We start from the raw sequence: 26,072 nt of genomic DNA on the forward strand, positions 1-26,072 counted from the left end.
AGTATTAATAATAAAAAATCAGAAAATAATAATAGTTTTGATATAAATTGTAAAAATCAAGAAAATAATTATGAAAAAATTGAACCAAAAAGTTCAATTTTTAAAGGCCTATAGATTAGTAAAAAATAATAAAATTTGCTTGATAAAGTTCAATTGAAAAAATTAAAGTAAGTAGTTTGAAGTAACAAAAAGAGGGAAATTGAAAGATAGTATTACGTGTTTATCCTTATATTGCTAAGCTATTGACATTACTCCAAACTCTAATTAATAGTTGAACTTGATAATATAAATACTTTTTTATAAAAAAGTATTACTTAAATTAGTAAAAAATATAAAAAAAGTATTACAACCCATTTAAAAAAAAATAATTAAACTCTGAAGTTATCATCGATGTATGAATCGAACTTCAAGTAAGCTTCATCAATTGCTTTGGATATCTGGTCTTGATTGATTTCAGAAAGTTCATCAAATAGAACCCCCACATCAACATCAACATCTAATTGTTCATTTTCATAACTAAGAACAATATCCAAGTCCAAGTCTTCCAATTCTTTGGTGGAAATTGTTCTTGAAACTTCACGCTCTAAAATTTCACCAAAATCATCGGAAATTTTTGATAAATCATCCTGAGTTAATACTTTTAACTTTGACATAAAAATCTATAAAAAAAAGAATAAAGAAAATAAGCCTATTGGCCCATTCCTTGCATAGCATTCTGAATAGTAGCTTGCATCTCTTCAAGTTTTTTCATAACTCTTTCTTCTTGACGAGCCATGGTTTGTTTTCTTAATTGAAGAGTTTCTAATTTATCTTCCATTTCAGCTAAAGCATCAGCATATTCTACTTTAATAAGTAAAGTACCTGCTTGTTTGAATACTTCAGTATTTTCATCAGTTTTTTTAAGTTCTTCTAATGCTTTTTCAGTTTCTTGAATTTGAACTTCAACATTTTGAACTTGCATAGTTACAGCTTGAGCTTGTTGTTGTAATTGTTGAAACTGATTTAATTGCTGTTGAATATTTTCAGGAATCTCCATAATATCACCTTAATTTAATTATTTATAAACATTAATTTGTTAAATTATTAATTTCCAATGCTAATTTAATCCACTTTATTGCTGAGTTAACAGAAGCTCTGAATGATGTGGAATCTTCTGCATCAATATTTATTAAAATTTTAGAATCATCCAATTCAATAGTCATAGATGACCTAAAATCGGGAGCAGTATCAAATTCTAAAATAATTGAATCATAAATTATTTTAGCTTGAGCACTATCTTCAAATTCAATAACTATATCGCTTTTAACAGATTCAAGAGGACTATCACTCATGACTAACCTCTAAAACTTTTTTAACATTAATTTGGAAATTATTTTTATCTCCAAATTTATTTACAAAATTAATTTTAGCTATTAAATTATCATCACTAGATATTAAAATATAATTATCTTCCGCTTTATCTACCAACTCAATGTCAAGAATTTCACTTAAAACATCAAGCTGTTTGACCTGTGAAACTATTTTCAATTTAGATGGAGCAATATTTATTTTATCATATTCAAGTGAAGCTCCAATAAGAATTACCAGCAAAATTTCACCTTTATTAGAATAAAATGTAATTTTACTTGGATTTCCCTTAATTTCATTCACAATAGCTAAGTTAAATTCTTCTAATTCCAATGCCTTCAATAGAAGTTCGCGCATATTCATTTTACCTCTATTAACAGATGTTGAACCTGTTGAGTGGGCTAAATTTTTACAGAACTTCCTAGTTTTTTGAGAAGGCTTTCTAGAAGTTGAAATTAACATACAAAATCAAAAATAGTGAAAAATTAGTAAAAGAAGATAAATTATCTTGCTTTTATAACTCTAGTTGTTTCTGGAACATTTTTAAATAAAATCCTATATCTACATTTAGGACATTTATTTTCCATGTAGCTTTTATGGTCTACTTCTGCTCCACAACGTGGACATCTATACAACGTCTATTCCTCCACACGAATATCTCTGATACTACGTGCTGCAGATTTTGCCATAGGAGTTTCAGGAACGTAAGCTCCTCCAGTGAATACTGCACCACATTTTCTGCATTTCCAAATTCCAGCAGCTTGTCTTTTTACATAAGGTCTATCACATTTAGGACAAACATGATTCTTTTTCATGTTTTCTTCGATGATTTTTACAGATCTTTTTGCTTTTCTTCCGTATCTTGCACCAAACCTTCCTGTGATACCAACTTTTTTAGTTCTTGCCATTTAATATCTCTCCATAATAATGAAATTTGTTATAATATAAATCAAAACGATTTACATTGATTATCTAAACATAATCATAAAATTATCTAATATGATAATATTTGATTAACTAATATTTAAATGTTTTCTTAAAACTACCTATTTCAAGAAAAAAACAAATTAATAAAAGATTAATTTAATTTTTTGATATATAACAAACAATCAAAAAAATAATAAAAGATTATCCGACCTAATCAAGTGTCGGATAATTAGGGCTTTCATTAGTAATTAACAAGTCATGAGGATGTGATTCCTTTATACCACTGCTTGTAATTCTAACAAATTGTGCTTTTTCTTTCATTGCAGCAATATCCTTTGCACCGCAATAACCCATAGATGATTTCAAACCGCCCACCAATTGGAATAAAATTTCAGCAACAGTGCCTTTGTAAGGTACAGCACCTTCAATTCCCTCAGGTACATATTTAGTATGGTTCATTTTACTTTTTTGGCCTTGGAAGTATCTGTCTGCTCCACCATCAAACTCACTGGTCATTGCACCCATGGACCCCATTCCACGATATTTTTTATATTGTTTACCATTCATAACAACAATATCTCCAGGAGCTTCTAAAGATGCCGCAAGTAAATTACCGAGCATTACTGCATCTGCACCAGCACCAATAGCTTTTGCAACATCACCAGAATATCTGATACCTCCATCAGCAATAACAGGAATTCCTGCATCACGGGCAGCATCAGCAACGTCGGAAATTGCAGTAAGCTGAGGAACTCCAACACCTGCCACAATACGAGTGGTACACATTGAACCCGGACCAATACCTACTTTAAGAGCATCCACTCCCATAGATATTAAATCTTCAGCAGCTTCAGCAGTAGCTATGTTACCTACACACAATTCAGCATCAATATTATCTTTAATGGTTTCAGTGAATTTGACCACATTCATGTTGTGAGCATGAGCACAGTCAATAGAAATTATATCCGCTCCAGCTTCATCCAGAGCCATTGCCCTATCCAAATCAAATGGTCCACAAGCAGCTGCAACTAAAAAGTTGCCATTTTTATCACGAGCAGCATTTGGATATTGAGCTTGATTTAAAATATCTTTAATAGTGATAATTCCAACTAATTTTCCATCACGTACAACAGGAAGTCTTTCAACTTTATTTTCATAAGCTACATTTAAAGCTTCTTCAGCAGTGACTCCTTCTTCAACTGTTACCACATCAGAGGTCATGATATCCTTAACAGTTTTATTTGGTTCTGATTTTAAAACTGGTCTGATATCTCTTTTTGAGATAATTCCAATAATTTCATCACCTTCAACAACCGGAAGACCACTGATTAATTCATCCCTCATTTTTTCCTGAACTTCAGCAACTGTGGAATCTTTTGAAATAGTGATAACATCACGAATGGTTAAATCTTCAGCGCACTTAACTTTTTTAACTTCTTCAACTTGTCTTTCCTGAGTGATGTTTCTGTGAATTACTCCGACTCCACCTTCCTGAGCCATAGCAATTGCAAGATCTGCTTCAGTTACAGTATCCATAGCTGCACTTAAAACAGGAATATTTAATTTTATTCCTTTGCCTAATTCAATTTTTGTATCAATATCCTTAGGCTCCACATAACTTGCATTTGGAGTTAAAAGAAAATCGTCAAAAGTGTAGGACATCCTTGCTTCTTGAACTTTTTTTGAATATGACATAAATAACACCTAATTAAATGAATCACATAATTCCTTAAGTTCAGCTACAGCAGTGTGGTGTATTTTACCAGTGTTTCTGTCACCACCGACACATGCAGCACCTCTAATACCAACTACATCGCAACCAATATCATGTAATGGTTTTAATTGGTCTTTTTTAACAGATCCTGCAAGTGCAGTTAATAAACCATAGCTGTGAGATTCATCTACAAATTCTTTTAATTTATCAATATCTAAATAATCAAATAATGTATGACCATCTTTAACCGCAGTATCAAGCATTGCTAAGTCGCAACCTGCATCTTTAGCTACTTTTGGAATTTCCATCGGATCGACTGCACCTACACGGTGTGCATCAGCATATCCTGCAGCCACAATAATTGTATCTTCACTAACATCTTTTACAGTTTTAACAACATTTTCCATAACTTCAACTGCTTCGTCATGGTCTTTGGTTCCGTATAATCCAACTTTAATATAATCTGCACCAGAAACATGGGCACCCATTGCTGCAAGAGAAACCGTACCCGGTTTGTAAGGCACATCACCTAAAGTAGCACTTACTAGCTTGTCTTCAGGTGTTAATTCTCTAATTTCCTTAATTACCCATGGAAAATTAGCCCCTAAGGAACCTTCCTTAGGATTTTTCACATCAACAATGTCTGCTCCACCTTTAATTGATTCTAGAGCTTCTTCATGATTTATAGGACTTATTAATAGAAGCATAAATTTCCTCCAATAAAATATAATATTATAATATAATAATATTACTTCTTTATTACTTATAATATTATTGTTTTTTGATAAAAAAATATATAAAAAAAAAGAATTAATAAGGAGAATTATTATTAGATATATTATCCTTAATTTTACCATGTGCCCGGGGATAAAATCCAACATCAGTTGATATTTTTCTCATGTTTTCAATTATCTCATTAGTAGGAATTGAAACTGGACAATTTAAAGTACATAATCCACATAACGTACACATATAAAGTCCAGAATTAAAGCAAGTCTCATCATCTTCAATAAATTTTGACATTGCAACTCCACGACCACCCAAATAATTATTAAAACCAAATTCATTACCAACAGCATTATAGACAGGGCAGTGAACAACACAATTTCCACATCCAATGCAATAAAGGCATTCAGGGGTTGCTTCACTTCTTCCATTATCCAAAAGAATAACAACAACCTTTTCAGCACCATACATGTTTTTAAGAAGTTTTTTTTCTATATCTGCAGTCTTTGATGGTCCTGAAATTACATTCATATATGAAGTAACATAATTACCTGTTGCAAAAATGGTTTCCAACTTTGCAACGGATATTGCATCTTCCAATGTAGGCACTATTTTATCAATTCCAGCTACAATTATATGCAAATCTTTGAGTGAAACTATTGAAATATTGCCCTCATTATGCACCATTAAAAGAGAACCCTCTTCAGCAGCTATTGCATTAGCTCCACTTATACCTACTCTTGCATCTTTTAGACAATTTAACACATCACCTCGGACAAACTCCATAATATCACGGGGTCGGGGTGTGACATTAGCGTCCAATGATTCATTAACAATCTCAGTGATTTTTGAAATGTCCAAATGAGAGGCCGGACCGGTTGGATGAACAGGTTTATTATCAGTCTTTTTAAGCTGTAAAATCCTATCTCCCAAATCAGTTTCAACAACATCAATGTCTTTATCTGCTAAATGTTTTTTAAGATTGATTTCACCCAAAGTATTGGATTTGGCTTTAGCTATTGTTGTTGCATCAAATTCATCAAGCAATTCATCTATAATATCAAGTGCATCTTTTGAAGTATCTGCAATCTTGCAGTCAATATCATTTCGCTTAAATGATTCCACAAGCTGATTTAATAACTTTTCATTGTTTTCAATGGAAAACTTCTTAATTTCACGAACCCTTGACTCCAGTCTCTTGGTTGATGGTGAATCCTTAATGGAATTAGATCTACTTTTAACAGTATTGAAAGATTTCCTCATGGTTTCAAGTTCACTAGCTTTCATCCAAACCACCATACAGTACTAAAAATTCAGTCAAATCAAGCACTTCCAAATCATCATTTTCCAAATTGAGCTTACAGAACGGACATGAAGTAACCAGTATTTTACAACCGGTTTCTATTGCCTGAGAAATTCTAGATCTTGCCATTTCATCAGCAATTTCAGGGTAAGCGGATTTTACGCCCCCTCCAGCACCGCAGCATAAACTGTTTTCTCGAATGTTTTCCATTTCAACAAGATTTGCAACGGTTACAATTACATCTCTCGGTTCATCAAAAACGTTAAGATGACGGCCGAGATGACATGAATCATGATATGTAACATTCAAATCTTTTTTTCCAAAATCAAGTTTGCCTTTTTTTATTAACTCATTCAATAATTGTGAAATATGAATTACATCCACACCTTCATAATCTTCTTTTAAGGTTTTATAGCAACCGGCACAGGAAGTTAATATTTTTTTTCCCTTAAAAATTTCAGAATTTATTTTAATCTGCTCTTTTGCTTCACTTTCAAAACCTGTTCTAAGCAAAACAGACCCACAGCACTTTTCATCATCCAATATATAATAATCAATGCCTGCCTTATTTAAAAGAAATTCAGTTGCCTCTTGAATATTTGTTTGCTTTTCCCTTGCAGTACATCCTCTAAAATACAACATGACCTATTCCTCTTCATCATCAAGAGTTATTTCATTGTTTAAAGCGACTTCCTTAACAATTTTATTTAAATTGTTTTGCATTTGATCAACCAAAAAGTACAGTTTTAAAACTGTATAAAACAAAATTACAAATACAAGAATAATTATAAAGTCCAAACCCCTAGTAATACCGAATAGTCTAGCAAAGGAATTACTGAATTCAGGGAAAATTGCAAATAAACTAACAAAAACCCAAAATACAGACCATAAAATAACTGTTGAAAGAGAATTTTTATTATGTATATATCTTTCAATAAACCAGATTATAGCAATTATTGAAATTATAGGAAATATAAAAGCATATAAAAACATATTCTCACCTTTTAAAATTGATGTCTAATCATTTGAAGCAATATCTGAAATGCAACTTTAACATTTGTTCCCTTAGCCTGAGTTTCAGGAGTGTAAATTGTTTTGATTGGAACTTCAGCAAATGGAATTTCATTGTCATTGATTTCACGTATGAATTCTGAAGAAATCAAATATCCTCTTGCATTTATACTTATTTTATCCAATGCATCCGCTGTAATAGCCCTAAAGCCTGTTTGTGAATCACTTACATCTACCCGATAAAATATTCGAGTCATAAGATTCATTATTGCATTTGCATAATTTCTACTTCTGGGCATGTCTTTAAGGGGCCTTACACCTATTACAGCCTTAGCTTCACCGGTGACCAAAGGTCTTATTACATTATCCAAATCATCAGCAGAATGTTGGCCATCAGAATCCATACTGACAATATATTTCGGATTGTATCTCAAGACTGCTTCAAAACCTGCCTGTGTCGCAACACCCACACCACGGTTAATCATTAAAGAAAAAATATGAATCTGGTCAGGATACTTTTTCTTGGACGCCTTGATAACATCCAAAGTATTGTCTGAAGAACCATCATTGACAATAACCATATTATATCCTTTACGAGCTATCTCCTCAATAACCGGTTGGATTCTTGTTGCTTCATTATATGCCGGAAGAACAACATATGTTGAACTTTTATCTTCCGCAGTTATTTTATGCTCCATTTTTCACCTTATAACGGACCTGCATCTTCTTTTCCTTCACGCATTCCCATACCTGCTTCTTTTCTCATTGCTTTTCTGTGATACATCATTTTAATTAAATTCTGAGCATGTTCACGTGCCCTGTTTTCAGCAAGTTTTGCAAGCTCAACTGGGTCTTCTTCTTCATCTTCATGCACAAATACCTCCAAAATATGAGTATTTGTCATGAGCTGTGCATTGATAAGACCTGTCGATGCCTCATGGGCACACATCTTATCTTTTTCCATAGGACCAGGCATTCCAAGAGCCATTACAATATCACAGTTTTCCTCTTCAATGAGAATTTTGGCAGTCACGGGCAAATCTTTTACACCAGGAACTGTCTCACGAATTATTTTTAAATCATAAGCATTATTTTTAAGTTCATCAATGGCAGCTGAAGCCATATCAAAACGAGCAAATGTGGTATCACAAATTCCAATTCTCATCTAAATTCACCTTATGAAAAAATATGTTTTTAATAATATAAATGTTTGGCTAAAAATACAAAAGTATTATTAATTATTACTATCAGTAATAATTTAGAGTTTAAAATTATTATAAAATTAGAGTTCAAAAAAAAATTAGTTTTTATTTAACAATTCACAAAACTTATCTTTTGCTTCATCAATAGTTAACGGATAATCATTATCCATATCTATTCCCTCTGATTCCAACTTTTGGAACAATTCAGTTACAATAGGAACTTTGAGATTTGCCTTTTCAAGTATTTCAGGTTGAGAAAAAATCTCTTTAGGAGTGCCTTCTGCAATTAACAAACCATCAACCAATACAAAAACTCTTTTAGCATAATTTGGAACCAAATCTACTTCATGTGTAGAAATAATAATTGTAATTCCTTCATTATTAAGTTCTTTCAATAATTTAGTCAAGTTTGTAACACCTTGAGGATCAAGACCCGCAGTAGGTTCATCCAATACCATTATTTCAGGTTTCATAGCAAGAATTCCGGCAATTGCTACTCTTTTCTTTTGACCTCCGCTTAAGTGGTGAGGTGCTTTTTTCTCAAAACCTTTCATGCCAACACGTTCAAGAGCCTCTTCCACTCGATCTTGGACTTCTTCCATTGATAATCCCAGATTCAGTGGCCCGAAAGCGACATCTTCTTCTACAGTTGGAGCAAAAATTTGATCATCAGGATTCTGAAATACAATTCCTACTTTTTGTCTGAATTTAAGTAAAGATTTTTTATCATACTTCAACTCTTCACCATCAATGAAAACCTGTCCTTCATCAGGTTCATAAATTCCATTTAAATGAAGAAACAAAGTTGATTTACCTGCACCGTTTTTACCTAAAAGAGCGACCATTTCACCTTTTTCGACTTTTAGACTAACGCCTTTTAATGCTTGGTAATCTACATTATAAGAATATTTAATGTTTCTAACTTCTAACATATTAATTCTCCCTTTTTCGCGGATTATAAACTGGTAATTCACCAGTATACCCTCTAGAATCTAAAGAATGCTGTAATGTTTCACTTTTATCAAGAGACCTTAAAAATATTGTACTTGCAAGTGCACCTAAAGATTTGAAAGAATTCCAGTAGGAATGATAACCCAATCTGGTTTCCTGTGCTTTTTGCATAGTATCAATTTCATTTAAGAAAATAAATATTGAATTATACATTAAAAGTGCAATTTCAATAACTATTTTTGGAACTTTCAGGGTAGCTAAACAATGCAATATTTTTGCAATAGGTGTTGTCAATGCTAAAAATCCTAAAGATGGCAAACAACCGACTACTCTAAAGAAAGTATAAACACCGTAGTGAAGTGAATCTGTTGTTACAACAATTCCAAATATTCCTGTTTCATAGATTACTTCACCTTTTCCAAAGAAAAATATTAAAAACAAACAGGTTAAAACAACAAAAGCCATTGGAATAGATAGAAATTTAAGATATGAACGATAATTTATTTTAGCTATTGCCAAAATAACAATAGACATTGCAATGAAAATAAATATATCAAAATATAGATTATCAAGTGCTAAAGTTAAAATTAACAAAAAAATTGTTAAAAACAACTTATAATAAGGGTTTGCTTCAGTTAACTCATTATGATGCGCAATATAATCCATATCAAATTTCATAAAAATCACTAAAAAAAGAAAAAAATAATAAAGGAGATTAATTATTCTTCTTTACCTTGTCCTCTCCAGTAACCGAAGAAGTAACCAATAATGATTGCTCCTATAGCTGCTTGAAGAGCAAATAATAAACTTTCTATTTCTCCACTAGGTGGTTCCCATATTGAAGAAAACCATGGTTTAAAGTGAGTTGCTTCAATTGCTTCACTAGCTGCATCGTCAGATCCGCCAAAGTAACCATCATCTTCTCCATGACCATGATACATTGCCAATGGTGCAATAAAAATAATTGCACAAATAATAGCTAATATTATTAAAGTAGATGTTTTCATATTTAATCACCTTATGCTTCGTTAGGAGCTAATGCACCAAGTTTATCTAACAATTTTGGTTTGTAAGCTTTTAATCTGTCCCATATGATTACGGTTAAGATACCTTCACCAATAGCTAATGGAATTTGAGTAACTGCAAAAATAATTAAGAAGTTAGACAAAGCTGCACCGAAAGTTGGAGCAGGGAATGCTAAAGCTAATTGGAATGAAGTAGCTACATATGTTAATAAGTCTCCTAAGAATGCTGCGAAGAATACAGCAATAGTAGAAGAAATATTAGCTTTTATTAAACCTTTGTATACTATCCATGCAATTACAGGTCCGACAATACCCATTGAGAAAATGTTTGCACCTAAAGTAGTTAATCCACCGTGAGCAAGTAACAATGCTTGGAAGATAAGTACGATAGTTGCTAAAACAGCAGTAACAGCAGGACCAAATAATGCTGCACCTAATCCATTACCACAAGGGTGAGAACAGCTTCCAGTAACGGATGGTAATTTTAAAGATGATAAGATGAACATGAATGCACCGCTTACAGCAAGCAATGCTTTGGATTCAGGAGTTTCATCTACGATTTTTTTAATTTGATAAATACCAAATGCAACGACGATTAATGATATTACAAACCAAATAATACACCATTGTAAAGGTAAATATCCTTCCATAATATGCATATATAATTTCCTCCAAAATAACCTATCAATATAATTTGATAAAACACTCAATAAAAATTTAAATTATAATTAAAATTAATTAAAGTTTTATTGATAATTTTAATATATTGCTTATTACATATAAATATATAGGATAATACAAATAAAAAAAATTAGGCAAACCTAATAATTTTATATGAAAAAATAATGATGATGATATCATGAACATAAAAAATAGTTTGATTTTAGCACTTGATGTTATGAACGAAAACGAAGCAATCGAAATTTGTGATTCAGTTAAAGAATACATAGACACAATAAAGATAGGTTATCCCCTTGCACTGGCCGAAGGTCTTGAAATAATCAACAAACTTAAGGAAAAATTCGGATTCAAGATAATATGCGATTTTAAAGTAGCAGATATTGATGCTACAAACTCAAAAATATGTGAAGAAACATTCAAGGCCGGAGCTGATGCAATAATATGCCACGGATTTGTAGGTCAGGACAGCGTGCAGGCATGCCTAGATATGGCCAATAAACACAAAAAAGAATTGTTTTTGCTAACTGAAATGTCACATCCGGGAGCTAAAATGTTTTTACAGAAAAATGCCGATGCAATTGCTGAAATGGGTGTTGATATGGGAATTACAAATTATGTCGCTCCTGCAACCAGACTTGACAGATTATCAGACATTCGCAATATTGTCGGAAAAGATGCATATATAATCTCCCCAGGAGTTGGAAAACAGGGAGGCGATGGCAAAAAAACATTGCAATATTCAAATGCAATAATTGTTGGAAGAAGCATATACGAATCAGAAAATCCAAAAGAATCATGTGAAAAATTAATCAAATCTTTAAAATAAAACTAAACTATTTTAATTAAGACAAATATAAATAACATTGTTCTTATTATCTTTGAACATTCAAAAATTAAATGAGGTGAAAAAAAACATGGCATCTGAAGTAACAAAATTAATAATGGAAACAATCTTAGGATTAATTACAACCGCATTCGCATTCGTTGCAGGTTTAGCATGGAACGACGCAATCCAAAAATTAATTGAACATTTCATTGGTACTGGAGACGCTCTTCCAAGTTTATTCATTTACGCAATAGTCGTAACCATTGTAGCTGTACTTGTTACCGTATTACTTGCAAGAGTTGCAGGTAAAATGGGTATCGAACTCAACGAATAAAAAAATTGAAAGGAATTTAAAAATTCCTTTTTTTAACTTCTTTTTTTAATTAAAACTTTCAAAAACAATTCTGCGAATAAATAGGATAATTCAAATAAAATGAAGCAGACAAATGTCCAAATGTTAAATACACCGCAAACTGCAAGCAATAAAATCACTATTTTCATCACAAATCTATATTCAAAAAATAAATTTAAAAATCTGTTTTGTGTAAATTTATGTATCAACTCATGACCAATTTCATCTGAAAGTGCAGCCAAAATACAAATTAGTAAAATAACTAAGCTCATATTAGGAATTCCACAAATCAGCAAAATACAAATAAATATTATGAAAGTAATTATATGATGAATCCCATCCACTTTGAGTGCAAGGATATTTCCAATTGCAATAGCCATGAAAATATAAGCTGCTTCATTACTGTAAACTGCAGCCAAACCTGATGATACACCACATACAACACCTAAAATACTGGCAAAAACTAAATTATGGTTTACATCAAATAAATCATCTGAATATTTCATGAAAAATCCAGATAAAATAAACAATAATGCTAAAATAATATAACTCATTTAATACCTCTTATTTTATCTAATGCAGCTGCATAAATCAATGGAAAAATGACAGTGACATCACCAACAACACTTGCCAAATTGGAACCACATTTTGCCTTAGACCATGACTTTGCTTCCTCTAAAGGAGCCCCACCTAAACTTCCAGCCTCAGGCCTATCCATAGTAATCTGAATAGCTGCATCAAGCCCACCTTTAATTACATTAGATGCAAGGGTGTAATGTTTAGTTAAGCCTCCACCCAAAAGTACTGCACCAACCTTTTCAGAACCAAAAACAATATCTGATAAGTAAGGCATATCCCCAGCAGCACTGACAGTGAAATCATGGTCCTGTGAAAAGATCCATAACTGAAGACCAACCATTGAATCAATAAGCCCCGGTGAAAAAATTGGAACATTATTCCTTGCAGCGGTTGCAACAAATGAGTTTTCATCCTCAACCAATAATCCTACCTCATACAATAACTCCTGAATGGAAACGACTTTCTTTTTATCAGCAATTTTTTCAAATATATTAATTATTTCCTCTTCAAAAATTGTAAAATCATCTGATCCAACATTAATATCAGCGATACGGCCAATTCCATCGGCATTTAATTCTTCATCATCTTTTCCTTCATGACGATAGTGAGATCCTCCAAATGATTCAACTAAATCATGAGTAATATTGGCCCCACTGGCAACAATTAAGTTAACATGCCCCTCTTCAATCATTTTAGTTACAATATTTCTCATTCCTCCAGGGATTAAAGGACCACCCAAACTTAAAAATACACTCATATCTTCATCTGAAATCATGTCAGCAAGTATATTGCATGCACGTGCAACTCTACCTGCACCTAATACGCCAGATTCATCAAACTGATTCAATAAATCTGATACTGTCATGTCTTCAAAAACATTAATCTGATTAACCTTCATTAAATCACTTAAAATTAGTTAGTAATAATCGGGAATTGCTTTAAATTAGTGATACTGTCAATTAAATCAGTTCTTGTAACAATCCCCAGCAAGTTATTATCATTGTCAGCGATAATTAATCTTGAAATGGATTTTTTAAGAATTACCTCAATTGCATTAGCTATCTTTAAATCTTCATTAACAATAACAACATTTGTTGACATTAATTCCCCAACAGTTTTTCCTTCATTACCGTCAGCTACTGCCTGAACCAAATCTGTTAAAGTGAACACTCCCACTACTTTACCATTCTTAATAACAGGAGCACCATCTATTTCATTATCCGCTAATTTTTTTGCAGCTTCTTTTACTGAACAATCTATCTTAAATGATATTACATCTTTACTTGCTATATCACCAACTGTTTTTTTAGGAATACTCCTTATTGTAGTGGTATCGACAAGCAGAATATTGTCCATATCATCCCTTCCAACAATTTCACCCATGACTCCCAAGTTATTAACTGGAGTTGGACCTATTCTTATTGTATCGCCAAGATTTAAATCTTTAATACTGCCTAAAACCTTAATTGCGGCTTCACATTCACTAGGTTGAGGAACACTGGTAAATTCAATTTTAGCAACAGATATATCTTCTAATCTTTCACCATTTTTATATATCGGAACTTTAGAATCCTTATCAGAAACTGAAATATTTAAAGAATGATAAGCTTCAATTGTTGGCTTGTATCCTCCACGAGGACCTGGTACACCCTTAACTAAACCTAAACTTCTTAATGATTGCATCTGATTACGAATTGTTCCCGGATTTCTACCCATAACCTCAGCAATATCTTCTCCCTTAATTGATTTGCCATTAGAAGACTGATATAAGTTAATTAAGGTTTGTAAAATTTCTTTTTGCACAGATGTTAACATGTTTATCCCCTTAACAAATAATTTAATTATTATTAAATATGTTTGAAATACTTTATAAATGTTAATGATAAATAATGACAATACTAAAAGAAAAAAAATAATTTTAAATATTGTTTAAAAAAAAATAAAAAAATAAGAAGATTATTCAACTAATTGTTTCAAATCATTTCTTATAATAGAAGTTGCATCAAAACCTTTAATGGCATCAATCATTTCAGGGAATTTTGCTTTAGGAATCAATACATTAATTTGTGAAAAATCAGATCCCGGAGTGATGGTAGGCTCATCAGCGCAAAGTTTATTGTTAACCAGATAATTAGAAACTTCTTCGATTTTATTATTGGCTATATTGAATTTTACATCAAAATATTTTTTAGCAGTAATAGCTCCCAACAACTGTTTATAAATCATTTGAGCCTTTTCAAATTTTTCACCTGTGCAGCTTACACCAGCATAAAGACCTGCTGAAGAATGTAAAATTGTCTCAAGTTCTTTTAAACCAGCTTTTTTCAAACTGCTTCCAGTTTGAGTATTATCTACAATCAAATCAGCACCTTTAGCAATATATACTTCAGTAGCACCATCAGAATTAATAACCTGCACCATTTCATTATCGCCGTCTGTCAGTCCCCTAACTTGAACAAATGGTACCGCATCACCATAAATTTCTTGATAAACTTCATTTTCCATAATATGTTTTCTGGTTAAATTTGGATATTCCGTGAAACATAAAATTGGAGTTTTTCTGTCTTTATTTGCCCTGAAAAAATCGGAAAGATTTTCATAAGGAGAATCATTAGGCACCGCAACAATCAAACGGGTTTTACCATAATCCAAATCACCTATTTTTACAGTATTGGTTTTTCTTAAAACTGATTCTTCTTTAATCCAATCTTCGCCAACAATAGCAATGTCAACCATTCCCCTGTTCAACTCTACAGGAGTTGATTGAGGACGTGTCAAGAATGCTACGATTTCTTCATCATTGACTATATCAATTTCATAAGATTCATCACCAGGTTCATATCCTCGAACTTCATAACCTGCATCAACAAATAACTGATGAGTATTTCCTCTTTTTACATTATTTAAACTTCCTTTTGGAAGTCCCAAAATTATTTTATCTTTCATAATAATACCTACTCTAAGATTATAAAGTTCAAATATATATTAGTTGTGATAACTTTCACAACTTTACCTATTTAATGAATGTTTATGTATATGCATATGTTTAATTCCATTATCTGTTCGGATTTCATCAATAATTTTTATACCCTCATGAGAATGTGTATGTTCTCCATCGTTGTGATAATGATAATGAGAGTGTTCAACATTTTCTGTATCAACTTTCTTGATTGAATCATCAAAGTGTCTGTCATACAACAATGCAGCATTTAAAACAACCAAACATGATCCCGCATTGTGAACAATAGCCCCAGTTACAGGATTCAATAATCCTAAAACAGAACAAACAATAGCAACAGCATTGATTGTCATGGAAATAGCAATATTTGCTTTAATAGTAAACAATGTTGAATTAGATAACTTTTTAAGATATGGAATTTTTCCTATATCATCACCCAAAAGTGCAATATCCGCCGCTTCGATGGCCACGTCACTTCCAACGGAGCCCATGGCAACACTTACATCGGCAGTTTTTAATGCAGGCGCATCATTTACACCATCACCAATCATGCAAACCTTTTTACCTTCACCCTTGAGTTTTTCAATCCAATCAAGTTTTTCTTGAGGTAACAGGTTACCATAAACTTTACTTATTCCAACCTGTGAAGCGAAATAATTTGCAGTTTCAGTGTTATCACCAGTGAGCAATATAGTTTCAGTATCCAAATCATGCAAGTTTTCAATCATGTCTTTAGAATCTTCACGAATCACATCAGATAAACCAATTAATCCGGCAACTTCACCATTTAATGCAATGACAATTGAAGCTTTTCCTTCGTGTTTTAGTTTGTCCAAATTGCTTTCGACATTTTCAAGTCTTACACCATTTTCATTCAAGAAGTTTAAATTTCCTGCAAGCACACTACCATATGAATTTTTACAGCTAACACCTTTTCCAGGATACATTTTAAAGTCTTTAGGCTCTTCAATATCGATTTCATTTTCTTTAGCGTTATTGACAATAGCTTTTGCTAAAGGATGCTCACTCAAAAGTTCGCATGATGCAACCGCATTAAGTAAATCCTCTTCACTCAAATCCTCTTTTAGAGAAATGACATCAGAAACTTCTAAATTACCATATGTCAATGTTCCTGTTTTATCAAAAACTAAAGTATTAAGTGCGCCCAATGTTTCAAGCGCTTCACCTGATTTGATTAATACACCATATTTTGTAGCCTGACCAATAGCTGCCATAATAGCAGTCGGAGTTGCAAGTATCAGTGCACATGGACAGAATACTACTAAAACTGTGACTCCTCTTTCAATATTGCCTGTAACAAGCCATGCGACAATAGCAATAATCAATGCAACAGGAACTAACCAAGTCGCCCATTTATCAGCAATCCTTTGAGTAGGCGCTTGTTTTTCATCAGCTGCCTTAACAAGATCAATCAATTTTTGAAGTGAAGAATTTTCACCTAAACTGGTTGCTTTAATATCAATTGCACCATACAGATTCATGGTTCCGCAGAAAACCTCATCACCTAGTGTCTTGTCAATAGGCAATGATTCACCTGTCATGATGGATTGGTCAAGTGAGCTTGTTCCTGAAATAATTTCACCATCTACCGGCACGCTTTCACCCGGAAGAATTCTTAAGGTATCTCCAATTTTTATTTCATCAACTGAAACAACCTTTTCCATACCGTTTTCAATTATTCTTCCAGTTTGAGGGGTTAAATTAATAAGATTTCTCAAACCTTTTTTAGCTCTTTCAACAGTCCAATCTTCCAAAAGAGCACCTAAAGCCATGATCCATGCCACTTCACCAGCAGCAAAGATTTCACCAATTAAAAGTGAAGCAACCATAGCTATTGCAATCAAGAGTGCAGATGAAATCCATTTTTCATGAACCAATCTTGTCATAGCAAGCAATAACATTGGAATTCCACTGATTATTACTGTTCCCCATGCAGGGTTCAAGTAAACTGGAGTGTCAATTCCAAATATCATGAAAATAATTGCAATCAATAGAAATATACCTGAGAGAATAGTCATTTTCAAGCCAAATAAAAAATCAGTTATTTCATCAATCACATTTACACCTTCTTCAATAATTATTATAATACTAAAAAGTATTACTATTTATGAGTTTATTTATATATGCAGTATTACTATTAATAATATAATTGAAGTTATTTATAAATGTTATTACTTTTTTAAAATTCATTTATATACTAAGTATTACTTAAAAAAATTCATAAAAAAATAATTTGAAAAAAATAGTAAAAAAAGAGAAATAAAAACAAATAGAAATCAAATCTATTCATCTTTTTTTTGTAAGAAATTTTGGCACTGCTTAACATCCAATAACTGATGTTCATGGAGTTTGCATACAATTTTGTATTCATTCCTAATTTCTAAATGCTGACATTCATCGCAAATCATAACATCTCCTCCTATTTCATTGCCAAATCCATTATGCTGAATGGGTCGCCTTCTTTTCTTTGAGTTTGTCCACCTATTCCAAATGCAGATTTAGCAAATTCCTTGTTCATCCTTTTTGAAACTTCACCAAATATCATCTTATAGGCAGTACATTGAGGATCAACTGCCCGAGGTGTTTGATATGCTACAATAGCATTGTAAGGACATCCTCCTTCACAATATTTAACATATCTACATTTTTTACAGTTTTCATCAACATAATTCCTAAATTCCATGAGTTTTGCCCATGCATCTGATTTCTTTAAATCATCAAAACTAGGATTAGTTGAAACATTGCCTAAAACATACTCTTCCATTCCAACAAATCTATAACACGGATATATTGAGCCATCTGATCCCACAGCAAGAGTTGTTCCAATACAATCTGCAAAAGTGCATAAAGTTCCTCTTCTTCTTAGTGAAGATTTGCAGATATGATCCAAATCCATCACGGTAAACTTGTCCAAATCATAAAGGTATTTATCCAACCAGTCAACAAGGAGCTTTCCGTGTTCTTCCTGGTCAAGTGCCCAAGGGTCTGCATTATCTCCTCTCAAGGAAGGTAATGCGGCATGAATTTTCAAATTCATTTTTTCGCCTTTGAAAAATTCATACAGTTCATCGGAAAAGTCTTTAGAATAATCTGTCACAGTCAATACAAAGTTAATAATTAACCCTTTACTTTTGGCCAGTTCATATTTGGACATGGTCTTATCAAAGTAGCCTTCACCTCTCTGATAATCATTAATCTCTTTTGGCCCATCAATACTTGTACTTACCACAACATTGTACTTTACAAATAAGTCAATTAACTCTTCGCTTAAAAGCCAAATATTACTTTGAAGAGAAAATCCTTCAAGATTAGGCAACTTTGATAATTTTTCCAATGCATATTCATAAAAATCATAACCTGCAAGAAGCGGTTCCCCGCCATGGAAAGTGAAATGAACCTTATCGTCTCTAAAATCACCTAACCAGTCAATAATTTGGTCAATTATCTCAATGCCCATCATTTCTTTTTTGTTTTCTGAACCCCAACAGTATTTACAATTTGACGGACAGTTTAAAGTAGGGATAATCATTACATGAAAAGTCATTTTAACCGTATACTTTATTTAATTCATTTAACAATTTTTTCTTTTCATCTTCTTCCATATTATCATTTACAAAGAAGATATAACCACATTCCTCACATTTAACAGCTTCCATTTCTGCATGTGCACGGTGATTATCCAACAATTTTCTATGTGCTATCTTATCTTTTGAACCACATTTTGGACATGGTGCTAATAATTCTTCAAGTTTCATATTTTCACCTATTATATAATAAAATTAGTTTTTGGAATATATTAATTTTTCAGTATGCAAAAACTTTAAATATTATGTAAAAACGACTATAATTTTTCAAAATAGCTTCAACAAGTTTTAAATAAGATTATATCCAATAAAAAATAATTAATTGATGTTTAAATTGATTGAAATGCCATATGATTTATATGATTACTTTTTAAAACAGAAAAATAATCCAATATTTAGGGAAATATCAAATATCGTTAGACAAAACATCTGGCATGAAAGTGCTGATTTTGTCATATCTCAGGAATGGATAAAAACAGAAGATAGAATATTTTATGAGTTATATTACTATTTGAGATATAACTAACGATTGACCAATTTCATAACCCATTTATACATTGGAATGCCGACACGTTTCACTGGAGGCAAAATATATTTTAATCCAGGTAATTCGAATTCCTTTTTTACTTTTTCAAGTTCAGATATAATATCCAATTTCTGAGGGCATTTTCTTAAGCACTTGCCGCAGCCATTGCATAAACCGGCATTTCCGGCTTTACCCATTATTCCTCCAACATACTGGTAATAATCAAAAAAAGATTCATTAATAAAACCTTTATGGCCAAATAAATATTTTTCATTGTAAATTTTCAAACATTCCGGAATATTTACACCCTGAGGACAAGGCATGCAATATCCACAGGTAGAACAATTGATTTTCAAAGAATTTCTCATAACCCTTTTAACAAGTTCAACTGTTTCAATCTCCTCAAATGTCATGGACAAAGGGGTTGTTGAATTGGCTACTTCCAGATTTTCTTCAAGCTGCTCAATTGAATTCATTCCAGACAAAACACAAGTGATATTCCGATTATTTAAAACCCACTGGAGTGCCCATTGAGCGGAAGTTTTATTAGAATCAGCCCTTTTAAAAATTTCTTCAGCATCCCCAGGCATTTTACCTGCTAGAATGCCTCCTTTTAAAGGTTCCATAACAAAAACGCCCATCCCTTTTGAAGCGGCATATTCAATTCCTTCAACGCTGGCCTGGACATTTTCATCAAAATAGTTATATTGGACCATAACAACATCCCAGTCATAGCCATCAATTAACAAATCGAATTCTTCTTTTACGCCATGGTATGAAAACCCTACATGCTTAATTTTACCTTCTTGTTTAGCCTTGTTTAAAAATTCAATTAATCCCTTTTTAAGAAGTCTGTTGACTGTTTTTAAATCAACAGAATGAATAAGATAATAATCAATACAATCCCTTTGAAGGCGTTTTAACTGTTCATCCAAAAAGTTTTCCATGTCCTCATACTTTCTGACATGTATTGAAGGCAATTTAGTGCATATTTTAACCTTGTCTTTATATTCTCCTTGAAGAATTTCGCCTAAAAACTTTTCACTATCACCATAAAGATAAGCGGTATCGATAAAATTAATTCCATTGTCAATAGCAAGATATATTTGCTCTTTTGCAAGCTCACGATCAATTTTTCCATTTTTTAAAGGAAGACGCATTGCTCCAAAACCTAATGCTGACAGTTCATCACCAGTTTTTTCAATCAATCGATATTGCATATTATCATTCTAAAAAAGTGTTGAGCTATTTAATAGAACACCTACTCATTTTCATGAATTATTTCACGCATATATTCCATTAAATCGTCTTTGGACTCATCATCATCCATTGCAAATTCAATAGAAGTCTTAAGCCATTCAAAGCGATTACCTATATCGTAGGTTTTTCCATCAAATGTAACTCCATAAATGGAATCCAATTTTTGAAGAGCATCAGTAAGTTGAATTTCGCCGCCGACACCGGGTTCAGTCTCATCAATTTTGTCAAAAATATCGGGTGTTAAAACATATCTGCCCATAATTGCAAGATTGGATGGTGCCTGGTGAGCTAATGGTTTTTCAACAAGTTTTTCAATATTATAAACATCATTTTCAACTTCAGTTCCCTTTATAATACCATATCGCTCCACTTTATGTTTGGGAACTTCTTCGAGTGAAATTGCAGATGCATCATACTTTTCATAAACATCTATCAATTGTTTTGTGCATGGAACAGGGCCTTTAGTAATTGAATCACCCAAAAGAACAGCAAACGGTTCACCACCGACATGCTTTTTAGCACAATAAATAGCATCTCCTAAACCTTTCTGCTCTTTTTGCCTTACATAGCAAATGTCTGCCAAATCGGTAATAGCACGAACCTGTCTTAAACGATCATCCTTACCTGCACTTTGCAGGGTTTGTTCAAGCTCAAATGACTTGTCGAAATGGTCTTCAATTGATCTTTTATTTCTACCTGTAACAATAAGAATATCATCGATTCCGGAAGCTACAGCTTCCTCAATAACATATTGAATGGTAGGTTTATCATAAACAGGTAGCATTTCTTTAGGTTGTGCTTTTGTAGCAGGTAAAAATCTTGTTCCAAAACCTGCTGCTGGAATAACCGCTTTCATAAATTATCACCCTAAGTTTTAATTATAAATAATTTTTTAATTTAATATATTAAATATGTTGTTAAAATAGGGCGCATATGCCATTTGATTTATAATAATTATAAAAAAAGAGAAAAAATTATAGTTATCTTCTAACTATAATCATATTTGAATTTATTAAACCTGCATAAATGGTTTTAATTAAATATTTACCAACTTTTAAATTTTTAGAAATCGTAAATGTAGCTATTCCTTTTTTATTTGTTTTGATTTTATAAGTTTTGCTTTTAAATTTAATAATAACCACTTTTTTAGCTGCTACTTTTCCATTGTAATTTAAAGCTTTAATGTAAAATTTCCCGGATTTCTTAATTTTCTTGGAGAGATTTTTAGTAATTAAAATTGTTTTAATAGTGATTGAATTTTTTACTTTTACATTACCATATTGGGAAATGATAGTGTATTTTCCGGGTTTATTATTGATATTTACAGTTGCATAACCTTTTTTATCAGTTTTAACATAATATGACTTTTTGCCAATTGTGAATTTTACAAATTTTCCAGAAGCCAGTTTACCGTCAGCCCCATAAAGCCTAATCTTAAACTGCTTGGATTGCTTATAAAATTTTATCATATTACCAGAAACTATTTTAGTTTTAGGAACCACTTTAATGTCAAACTTGCCGTTCTTGAATAATAGTTGAACAAAACCGTCCCTATCTGCTTTTGCGGTGAAATTGCCAAAAACATTCAAACCTGTAAAGTTAGATAACTCTCCATCTTTTTTAAGCAATAATGTGTTACATTTAACCACAATTTCATCCCCTTTATGGACAAAATTCTTATTATATGTAGCATTTAAAACAATGAAGTTGTTCAAAGAGTCAAATTTATCGACATTAGTATTAGGTAAAATATCTCCCCAGAAATTATAATCAGCAACTACATTCCCAGAATATGGATAGAGAGGCATTCCATATGAGCTAATTAAAAAGGAATATTTAATTAAACCATTTTCTCCGAACCACATTAAATCTTTTCCAAAAATACTGCCACTATTGAAGAATTTAGAATAGAGAACAGTACCATTATCCCCAATCCATGCAATAGCCGCACCGCCCCATGCATCGTTATTGTAAAATTCAGATTCGAAAACTTTTCCCAAATTTCCTCTCCAACAGATGGCTCCTCCATAATTCGGATAGCCAACACCATTATTTCTAAAAATACATTTTGAAACAGTACCGTTGGTTCCATTCCAAACTATAGCTCCACCTTCATTGATTTTTGCACCCATCGGTCTGGACCTGATAACATGCCACACAGTTCCATTCTCATCAACGAATGTTTCTTCCTTATCGAAGGGGTCGTCTTCAATTCCGCTTCCGTAGTTATTTGTAAAGTTACAGTTTTCAATAAAACCGTCAGATCCATTCCAGTATATTGCTCCGCCACCGGCTTCATTTGAGAAATATCTTCCATAGGCATTTCCATTAATGAAATTGATGTTTTTTATTATAACATTATCTGCAGTGATATTGAACATTCTTGATAACCTGTTTCCATCCAATGTATGGCCTTTACCATCAATAGTGATTGATTTTGAAATTAGAATTCCTTTGTTGGAACCGTTGATGAATTTATAATCATCATCCAAAACTAAAATACCGCCCTCAGGAGTGTTAATTACCAGCAAATATAAATCATCAAATGTTTTAGGTCCGAATTCAACATTTGTATAATTTACATCGTACCATGACTCTATAGAAGATTCATTTGTGAAGCTGGAGTTTACCAATATGATATTTTGCGCATTTAAGAATAAATCATTTGGATAATTATTTTCGAATTTAGAGTTGATTAATAATCCCTCATTTCCATTCCAGGAAATGGCTCCACCATTTTCCGCCTTATTCTTTTTAAACTTTGAATTGGAAATCTTGATGTTATTTCCCCAGTTGACTGTAATGGCTCCCCCACTGAAATCTGCAGAGTTATCCATAAAGTTACATGAGTCAACAGAGATATTGTTTCCACATAAATATAAAGCTCCCCCATCACTATTAACAGTCATTATGTGAGGTTGTGTTGGGTCATATCCGTCACCATCAGTTAAACTAACATCAGCAGCAGTTTTTACAGTATTATTCCAGAAATTACAGTTTGAAATGATTCCGTCATTTCCCTTCCACAGTACTGCACCTCCTCCAGATGATGCAAGATTGTTTGTAAAGTTACAGTTTTCCAAAGTTCCGTTATTTCCCCACCATGAAATAACTCCACCTGCAAGACCATTTGAGTTTGAGTTTACGAAATTAATGTTTTTTATGCAGACATTGTCTGATTTTACCCAAAATACTCTATATACATCAGGAGCATCAATAGTATGGTCATTTCCATCAATAGTAATAGATTTATCAATTACAATGTGTTTTTGAGAAGAATTAGTTATATGATAATCTTTATCAATATTGAAAGTTTGATTTTCTGGCGTAATTGATATAGCATTATTCAAATAATCAAAGTCATTATTATCTGTCTGATTTAAATCACTTGCACTAACACATGACAATGAAACTAAAATCAGAATTGACAATACAAAAATAAATTTCTTTATCAAATATAATCCTCCAAGTTTATTATTGTAAGATATATTTGATTTGATAATTAATAAATTTTTCAAAATAAGAATTTTATATAAATGGTGCGGGGGACGGGACTTGAACCCGCGAAGGGACTGACCCACTAGGCCCTCAACCTAGCGCCTTTGACCGCTCGACCACCCCCGCAAAAAACAAAAGTAGTTATAAAAAAATATATATTTCAACTTATATAAAGTTAACTATTTTTAGCACAGTTTTATAGTAACTTCCATGATTTTCTCATTTTTTAAATCTTCAATTAAGTTGATGTCAAGATCACGTGCAGCCTTATCAGCTTTAATCATCAATGTTCTTGGACACACATAATCACTTTTTCTTATAACAATATCTGTAGGATGTGTTAAAGTTAAATCTTCATGACCAAAGCCATTAATTTCATCATACCCATTTTCTGTTTCCAGAATAACTCTAATTCTAGTGTTAGAGTTGGCAATTTTTTCTTTAAACTCTTTTGGAAAGTTTGACATGGTTTTATCCATATCCACCCCAATAATACAGTCAGCAGCAGGACCTATTTCTGAATCCCTTGTAATTTCAAAAGTAGATTTATGAAGTGATGATACGTTTTTGTGACCTTTGGTTTTAATTTTGAAAATCATGAATAATAATTAAACTGAAAAATTAATAAAGTTTTCCATTAACTTAAATTGAAATATCAAAAAATATTATGAGAAGTAAAACCATAACCTATTAAATTATCATGCATAACTTCTATTAAATTAAAAATATCATTAAACGAGCAAATAAACAATTAAAACATGTACATGAAAAAATAAAAAAAAGTTATGTTAGAGAAAAATCTCCAACATTTTATATTAAATTTATCTTACTGTAATCAGCATTTTTTTGCTGACCGCCTTGTATGTGTTGTCTCCAGCGAATTTCACTAAACCTATGTATTTTCCTTTTTTAGTCAATTTAACGGTGAACTTAGCTATACCTTTAGCATTGGTTTTAGCTTTGTAAAGTTTACCATTGACTTTTAAAGTAATCAATTTACCAGCTTTGAGGAAATATTTTCCGCTGTATTGGTTTTTAATAGTTTTTAAAGTTACAGTAACAACTTTTGATTTTGCTTTTACTTTAAATACTTTGTTTGGAGCAACAATTGATGTAGGTTTTTTAGTAATTACAGCTACAGCAGATCCAAGAGATGCTTTGTATTTATCATCACCTAAGAAGGATAACGCATAGGTGTATGAGTTTGCAGTAACCATACTTATATTCAAACCAGCCCTACCTTCAGAATCTGTAGTGATGTTATAAATAGTACTGAGCACTACAATTTGAACTGTTTTATTAGCTAATGGATTACCATTAATGTCAGTTAATGTAGCGAAGAATTTTCCACCTCTTTCACCAATGTAGAAATCATTAGCAACACGAGTGAATCTGCTTTCAACTTTAATGATTGTTTCTATTCTTTCTACAGGAGCAGGAACTTCTGTGCTGAATGCTTTAGAAACAACAGCTGAGTCATGGGTTTCATCACCAGAATAAACCACAACGACACTGTGATTACCAACAGTCACATTTTCAATATCATAACTTGCAGATCCATTCACGAGAGGAACAACATG

32 protein-coding genes, 1 tRNA gene and 1 pseudogene are annotated in these 26,072 nt (G+C 32.2%); 3 read left to right on the forward strand and 31 right to left on the reverse strand.

What is annotated here, in order from left to right; all coding sequences use genetic code 11:
• Positions 1–368: 368 nt before the first annotated feature.
• The 17 genes from Q0P94_RS07515 to cbiM form a co-directional block, all read right to left on the reverse strand.
• Positions 369–653 (reverse strand): DUF3194 domain-containing protein, encoded by a 285-nt coding sequence (locus Q0P94_RS07515; protein WP_295115292.1) that lies wholly within the window; start codon positions 651–653, stop codon positions 369–371.
• 35 nt (positions 654–688) lie between these two features.
• Positions 689–1,036 (reverse strand): prefoldin subunit beta, encoded by a 348-nt coding sequence (locus tag Q0P94_RS07520; RefSeq protein WP_295115294.1) that lies wholly within the window; start codon positions 1,034–1,036, stop codon positions 689–691.
• Between the two features lie 31 nt (positions 1,037–1,067).
• Positions 1,068–1,331: a KEOPS complex subunit Pcc1 gene (locus Q0P94_RS07525; RefSeq protein WP_295115296.1), complete on the reverse strand. Its 264-nt coding sequence runs from the start codon at positions 1,329–1,331 to the stop codon at positions 1,068–1,070.
• Positions 1,324–1,809: a ribonucleotide-diphosphate reductase subunit beta gene (locus Q0P94_RS07530; RefSeq protein WP_295115298.1), complete on the reverse strand. Its 486-nt coding sequence runs from the start codon at positions 1,807–1,809 to the stop codon at positions 1,324–1,326. Before Q0P94_RS07530 ends, Q0P94_RS07525 begins: the two co-directional genes overlap by 8 nt.
• A 41-nt stretch (positions 1,810–1,850) precedes the next feature.
• Positions 1,851–1,982 carry a DNA-directed RNA polymerase subunit P gene (locus Q0P94_RS07535; protein WP_292608962.1) on the reverse strand — a complete coding sequence of 44 codons (132 nt, stop codon included), beginning with the start codon at positions 1,980–1,982 and terminating at the stop codon, positions 1,851–1,853.
• 3 nt (positions 1,983–1,985) lie between these two features.
• Entirely contained in the window at positions 1,986–2,255 is a 270-nt protein-coding gene (gene rpl37A, locus Q0P94_RS07540) for a 50S ribosomal protein L37Ae (RefSeq protein ID WP_292608966.1), read from the reverse strand.
• 229 nt (positions 2,256–2,484) lie between these two features.
• On the reverse strand, positions 2,485–3,969 hold the full coding sequence (gene guaB / locus Q0P94_RS07545) for an IMP dehydrogenase (RefSeq protein ID WP_295115301.1): 1,485 nt from the start codon (positions 3,967–3,969) through the stop codon (positions 2,485–2,487).
• 9 nt (positions 3,970–3,978) lie between these two features.
• On the reverse strand, positions 3,979–4,695 hold the full coding sequence (locus Q0P94_RS07550) for a (5-formylfuran-3-yl)methyl phosphate synthase (RefSeq protein WP_295115303.1): 717 nt from the start codon (positions 4,693–4,695) through the stop codon (positions 3,979–3,981).
• A gap of 103 nt (positions 4,696–4,798) precedes the next feature.
• A complete protein-coding gene (locus tag Q0P94_RS07555) occupies positions 4,799–6,001 on the reverse strand; it encodes an LUD domain-containing protein (RefSeq protein WP_295115305.1) in 1,203 nt (400 codons plus the stop codon).
• A complete protein-coding gene (locus Q0P94_RS07560) occupies positions 5,991–6,659 on the reverse strand; it encodes a (Fe-S)-binding protein (RefSeq protein ID WP_295115307.1) in 669 nt (222 codons plus the stop codon). The genes Q0P94_RS07555 and Q0P94_RS07560 overlap by 11 nt, the downstream gene beginning before the upstream one ends.
• Positions 6,660–6,662: 3 nt before the next feature.
• Positions 6,663–7,010: a DUF2304 family protein gene (locus Q0P94_RS07565; protein WP_295115309.1), complete on the reverse strand. Its 348-nt coding sequence runs from the start codon at positions 7,008–7,010 to the stop codon at positions 6,663–6,665.
• 11 nt (positions 7,011–7,021) lie between these two features.
• Entirely contained in the window at positions 7,022–7,726 is a 705-nt protein-coding gene (locus tag Q0P94_RS07570) for a glycosyltransferase family 2 protein (protein ID WP_295115311.1), read from the reverse strand.
• An 8-nt stretch (positions 7,727–7,734) separates the two neighbouring features.
• Entirely contained in the window at positions 7,735–8,193 is a 459-nt protein-coding gene (gene ribC / locus Q0P94_RS07575) for a riboflavin synthase (RefSeq protein ID WP_292608987.1), read from the reverse strand.
• A gap of 135 nt (positions 8,194–8,328) precedes the next feature.
• Complete coding sequence (locus tag Q0P94_RS07580; protein WP_295115314.1) at positions 8,329–9,162, reverse strand: ATP-binding cassette domain-containing protein; 834 nt, start codon at positions 9,160–9,162, stop codon at positions 8,329–8,331.
• Between the two features lies 1 nt (position 9,163).
• Complete coding sequence (cbiQ, locus tag Q0P94_RS07585) at positions 9,164–9,859, reverse strand: cobalt ECF transporter T component CbiQ (RefSeq protein WP_295115316.1); 696 nt, start codon at positions 9,857–9,859, stop codon at positions 9,164–9,166.
• Between the two features lie 41 nt (positions 9,860–9,900).
• Positions 9,901–10,188 (reverse strand): energy-coupling factor ABC transporter substrate-binding protein, encoded by a 288-nt coding sequence (locus tag Q0P94_RS07590; protein WP_295115318.1) that lies wholly within the window; start codon positions 10,186–10,188, stop codon positions 9,901–9,903.
• 11 nt (positions 10,189–10,199) lie between these two features.
• Positions 10,200–10,865, reverse strand: a complete 666-nt coding sequence (cbiM, locus tag Q0P94_RS07595) for a cobalt ECF transporter S component CbiM (protein ID WP_295115320.1) — start codon at positions 10,863–10,865, stop codon at positions 10,200–10,202.
• A gap of 200 nt (positions 10,866–11,065) precedes the next feature.
• On the opposite strand from cbiM, the gene pyrF reads away from it, so the two are divergent.
• On the forward strand, positions 11,066–11,713 hold the full coding sequence (pyrF, locus tag Q0P94_RS07600; RefSeq protein ID WP_295115322.1) for an orotidine-5'-phosphate decarboxylase: 648 nt from the start codon (positions 11,066–11,068) through the stop codon (positions 11,711–11,713).
• An 88-nt stretch (positions 11,714–11,801) separates the two neighbouring features.
• Positions 11,802–12,047, forward strand: coding sequence for a DUF5654 family protein (locus Q0P94_RS07605; RefSeq protein ID WP_295115324.1), 246 nt, complete (start codon positions 11,802–11,804; stop codon positions 12,045–12,047).
• Positions 12,048–12,079: 32 nt separating this feature from the next.
• Here Q0P94_RS07605 and Q0P94_RS07610 read toward each other — a convergent pair whose 3' ends face one another.
• The 8 genes from Q0P94_RS07610 to Q0P94_RS07645 form a co-directional block, all read right to left on the reverse strand.
• Complete coding sequence (locus Q0P94_RS07610; RefSeq protein WP_295115325.1) at positions 12,080–12,619, reverse strand: hypothetical protein; 540 nt, start codon at positions 12,617–12,619, stop codon at positions 12,080–12,082.
• A complete protein-coding gene (locus Q0P94_RS07615) occupies positions 12,616–13,542 on the reverse strand; it encodes a deoxyhypusine synthase (RefSeq protein ID WP_295115327.1) in 927 nt (308 codons plus the stop codon). The genes Q0P94_RS07610 and Q0P94_RS07615 overlap by 4 nt, the downstream gene beginning before the upstream one ends.
• Positions 13,543–13,556: 14 nt before the next feature.
• Positions 13,557–14,459 (reverse strand): CBS domain-containing protein, encoded by a 903-nt coding sequence (locus tag Q0P94_RS07620; RefSeq protein WP_295115329.1) that lies wholly within the window; start codon positions 14,457–14,459, stop codon positions 13,557–13,559.
• 141 nt (positions 14,460–14,600) lie between these two features.
• Positions 14,601–15,590, reverse strand: a complete 990-nt coding sequence (locus Q0P94_RS07625) for an ATP phosphoribosyltransferase (protein WP_295115331.1) — start codon at positions 15,588–15,590, stop codon at positions 14,601–14,603.
• Between the two features lie 63 nt (positions 15,591–15,653).
• On the reverse strand, positions 15,654–17,681 hold the full coding sequence (locus tag Q0P94_RS07630; protein ID WP_295115333.1) for a cation-translocating P-type ATPase: 2,028 nt from the start codon (positions 17,679–17,681) through the stop codon (positions 15,654–15,656).
• A gap of 225 nt (positions 17,682–17,906) precedes the next feature.
• Entirely contained in the window at positions 17,907–18,032 is a 126-nt protein-coding gene (locus tag Q0P94_RS07635; protein ID WP_295115334.1) for a hypothetical protein, read from the reverse strand.
• A gap of 11 nt (positions 18,033–18,043) precedes the next feature.
• On the reverse strand, positions 18,044–19,168 hold the full coding sequence (locus Q0P94_RS07640) for a TIGR04083 family peptide-modifying radical SAM enzyme (protein ID WP_367270225.1): 1,125 nt from the start codon (positions 19,166–19,168) through the stop codon (positions 18,044–18,046).
• Between the two features lies 1 nt (position 19,169).
• Complete coding sequence (locus Q0P94_RS07645; RefSeq protein ID WP_295115338.1) at positions 19,170–19,379, reverse strand: TIGR04165 family Cys-rich peptide; 210 nt, start codon at positions 19,377–19,379, stop codon at positions 19,170–19,172.
• A 163-nt stretch (positions 19,380–19,542) separates the two neighbouring features.
• Between Q0P94_RS07645 and Q0P94_RS07650 the strand changes: the two genes are divergently transcribed.
• Positions 19,543–19,734, forward strand: a complete 192-nt coding sequence (locus Q0P94_RS07650; protein ID WP_295115340.1) for a hypothetical protein — start codon at positions 19,543–19,545, stop codon at positions 19,732–19,734.
• On the opposite strand, the gene Q0P94_RS07655 is transcribed toward Q0P94_RS07650, so the two are convergent.
• The 6 genes and pseudogenes from Q0P94_RS07655 to Q0P94_RS07680 all read right to left on the reverse strand — a co-directional run.
• On the reverse strand, positions 19,731–20,954 hold the full coding sequence (locus tag Q0P94_RS07655) for an aldo/keto reductase (protein ID WP_295115342.1): 1,224 nt from the start codon (positions 20,952–20,954) through the stop codon (positions 19,731–19,733). The genes Q0P94_RS07650 and Q0P94_RS07655 overlap by 4 nt on opposite strands.
• Positions 20,955–20,995: 41 nt before the next feature.
• Positions 20,996–21,850 (reverse strand): UTP--glucose-1-phosphate uridylyltransferase GalU, encoded by an 855-nt coding sequence (galU, locus tag Q0P94_RS07660; RefSeq protein ID WP_295115344.1) that lies wholly within the window; start codon positions 21,848–21,850, stop codon positions 20,996–20,998.
• A gap of 124 nt (positions 21,851–21,974) precedes the next feature.
• Positions 21,975–24,449, reverse strand: coding sequence for a right-handed parallel beta-helix repeat-containing protein (locus Q0P94_RS07665; protein ID WP_295115346.1), 2,475 nt, complete (start codon positions 24,447–24,449; stop codon positions 21,975–21,977).
• A gap of 82 nt (positions 24,450–24,531) precedes the next feature.
• Positions 24,532–24,618: transfer RNA gene (locus tag Q0P94_RS07670), tRNA-Leu, on the reverse strand.
• Positions 24,619–24,677: 59 nt separating this feature from the next.
• A complete protein-coding gene (locus tag Q0P94_RS07675; protein WP_295115348.1) occupies positions 24,678–25,091 on the reverse strand; it encodes a DUF371 domain-containing protein in 414 nt (137 codons plus the stop codon).
• Between the two features lie 222 nt (positions 25,092–25,313).
• A pseudogene (locus tag Q0P94_RS07680) lies at positions 25,314–26,072 on the reverse strand (hypothetical protein); the annotation flags it as partial.

Origin of the sequence: uncultured Methanobrevibacter sp., assembly GCF_946184425.1 — an archaeon.
Taxonomy (GTDB): Archaea; Methanobacteriota; Methanobacteria; order Methanobacteriales; family Methanobacteriaceae; genus Methanocatella.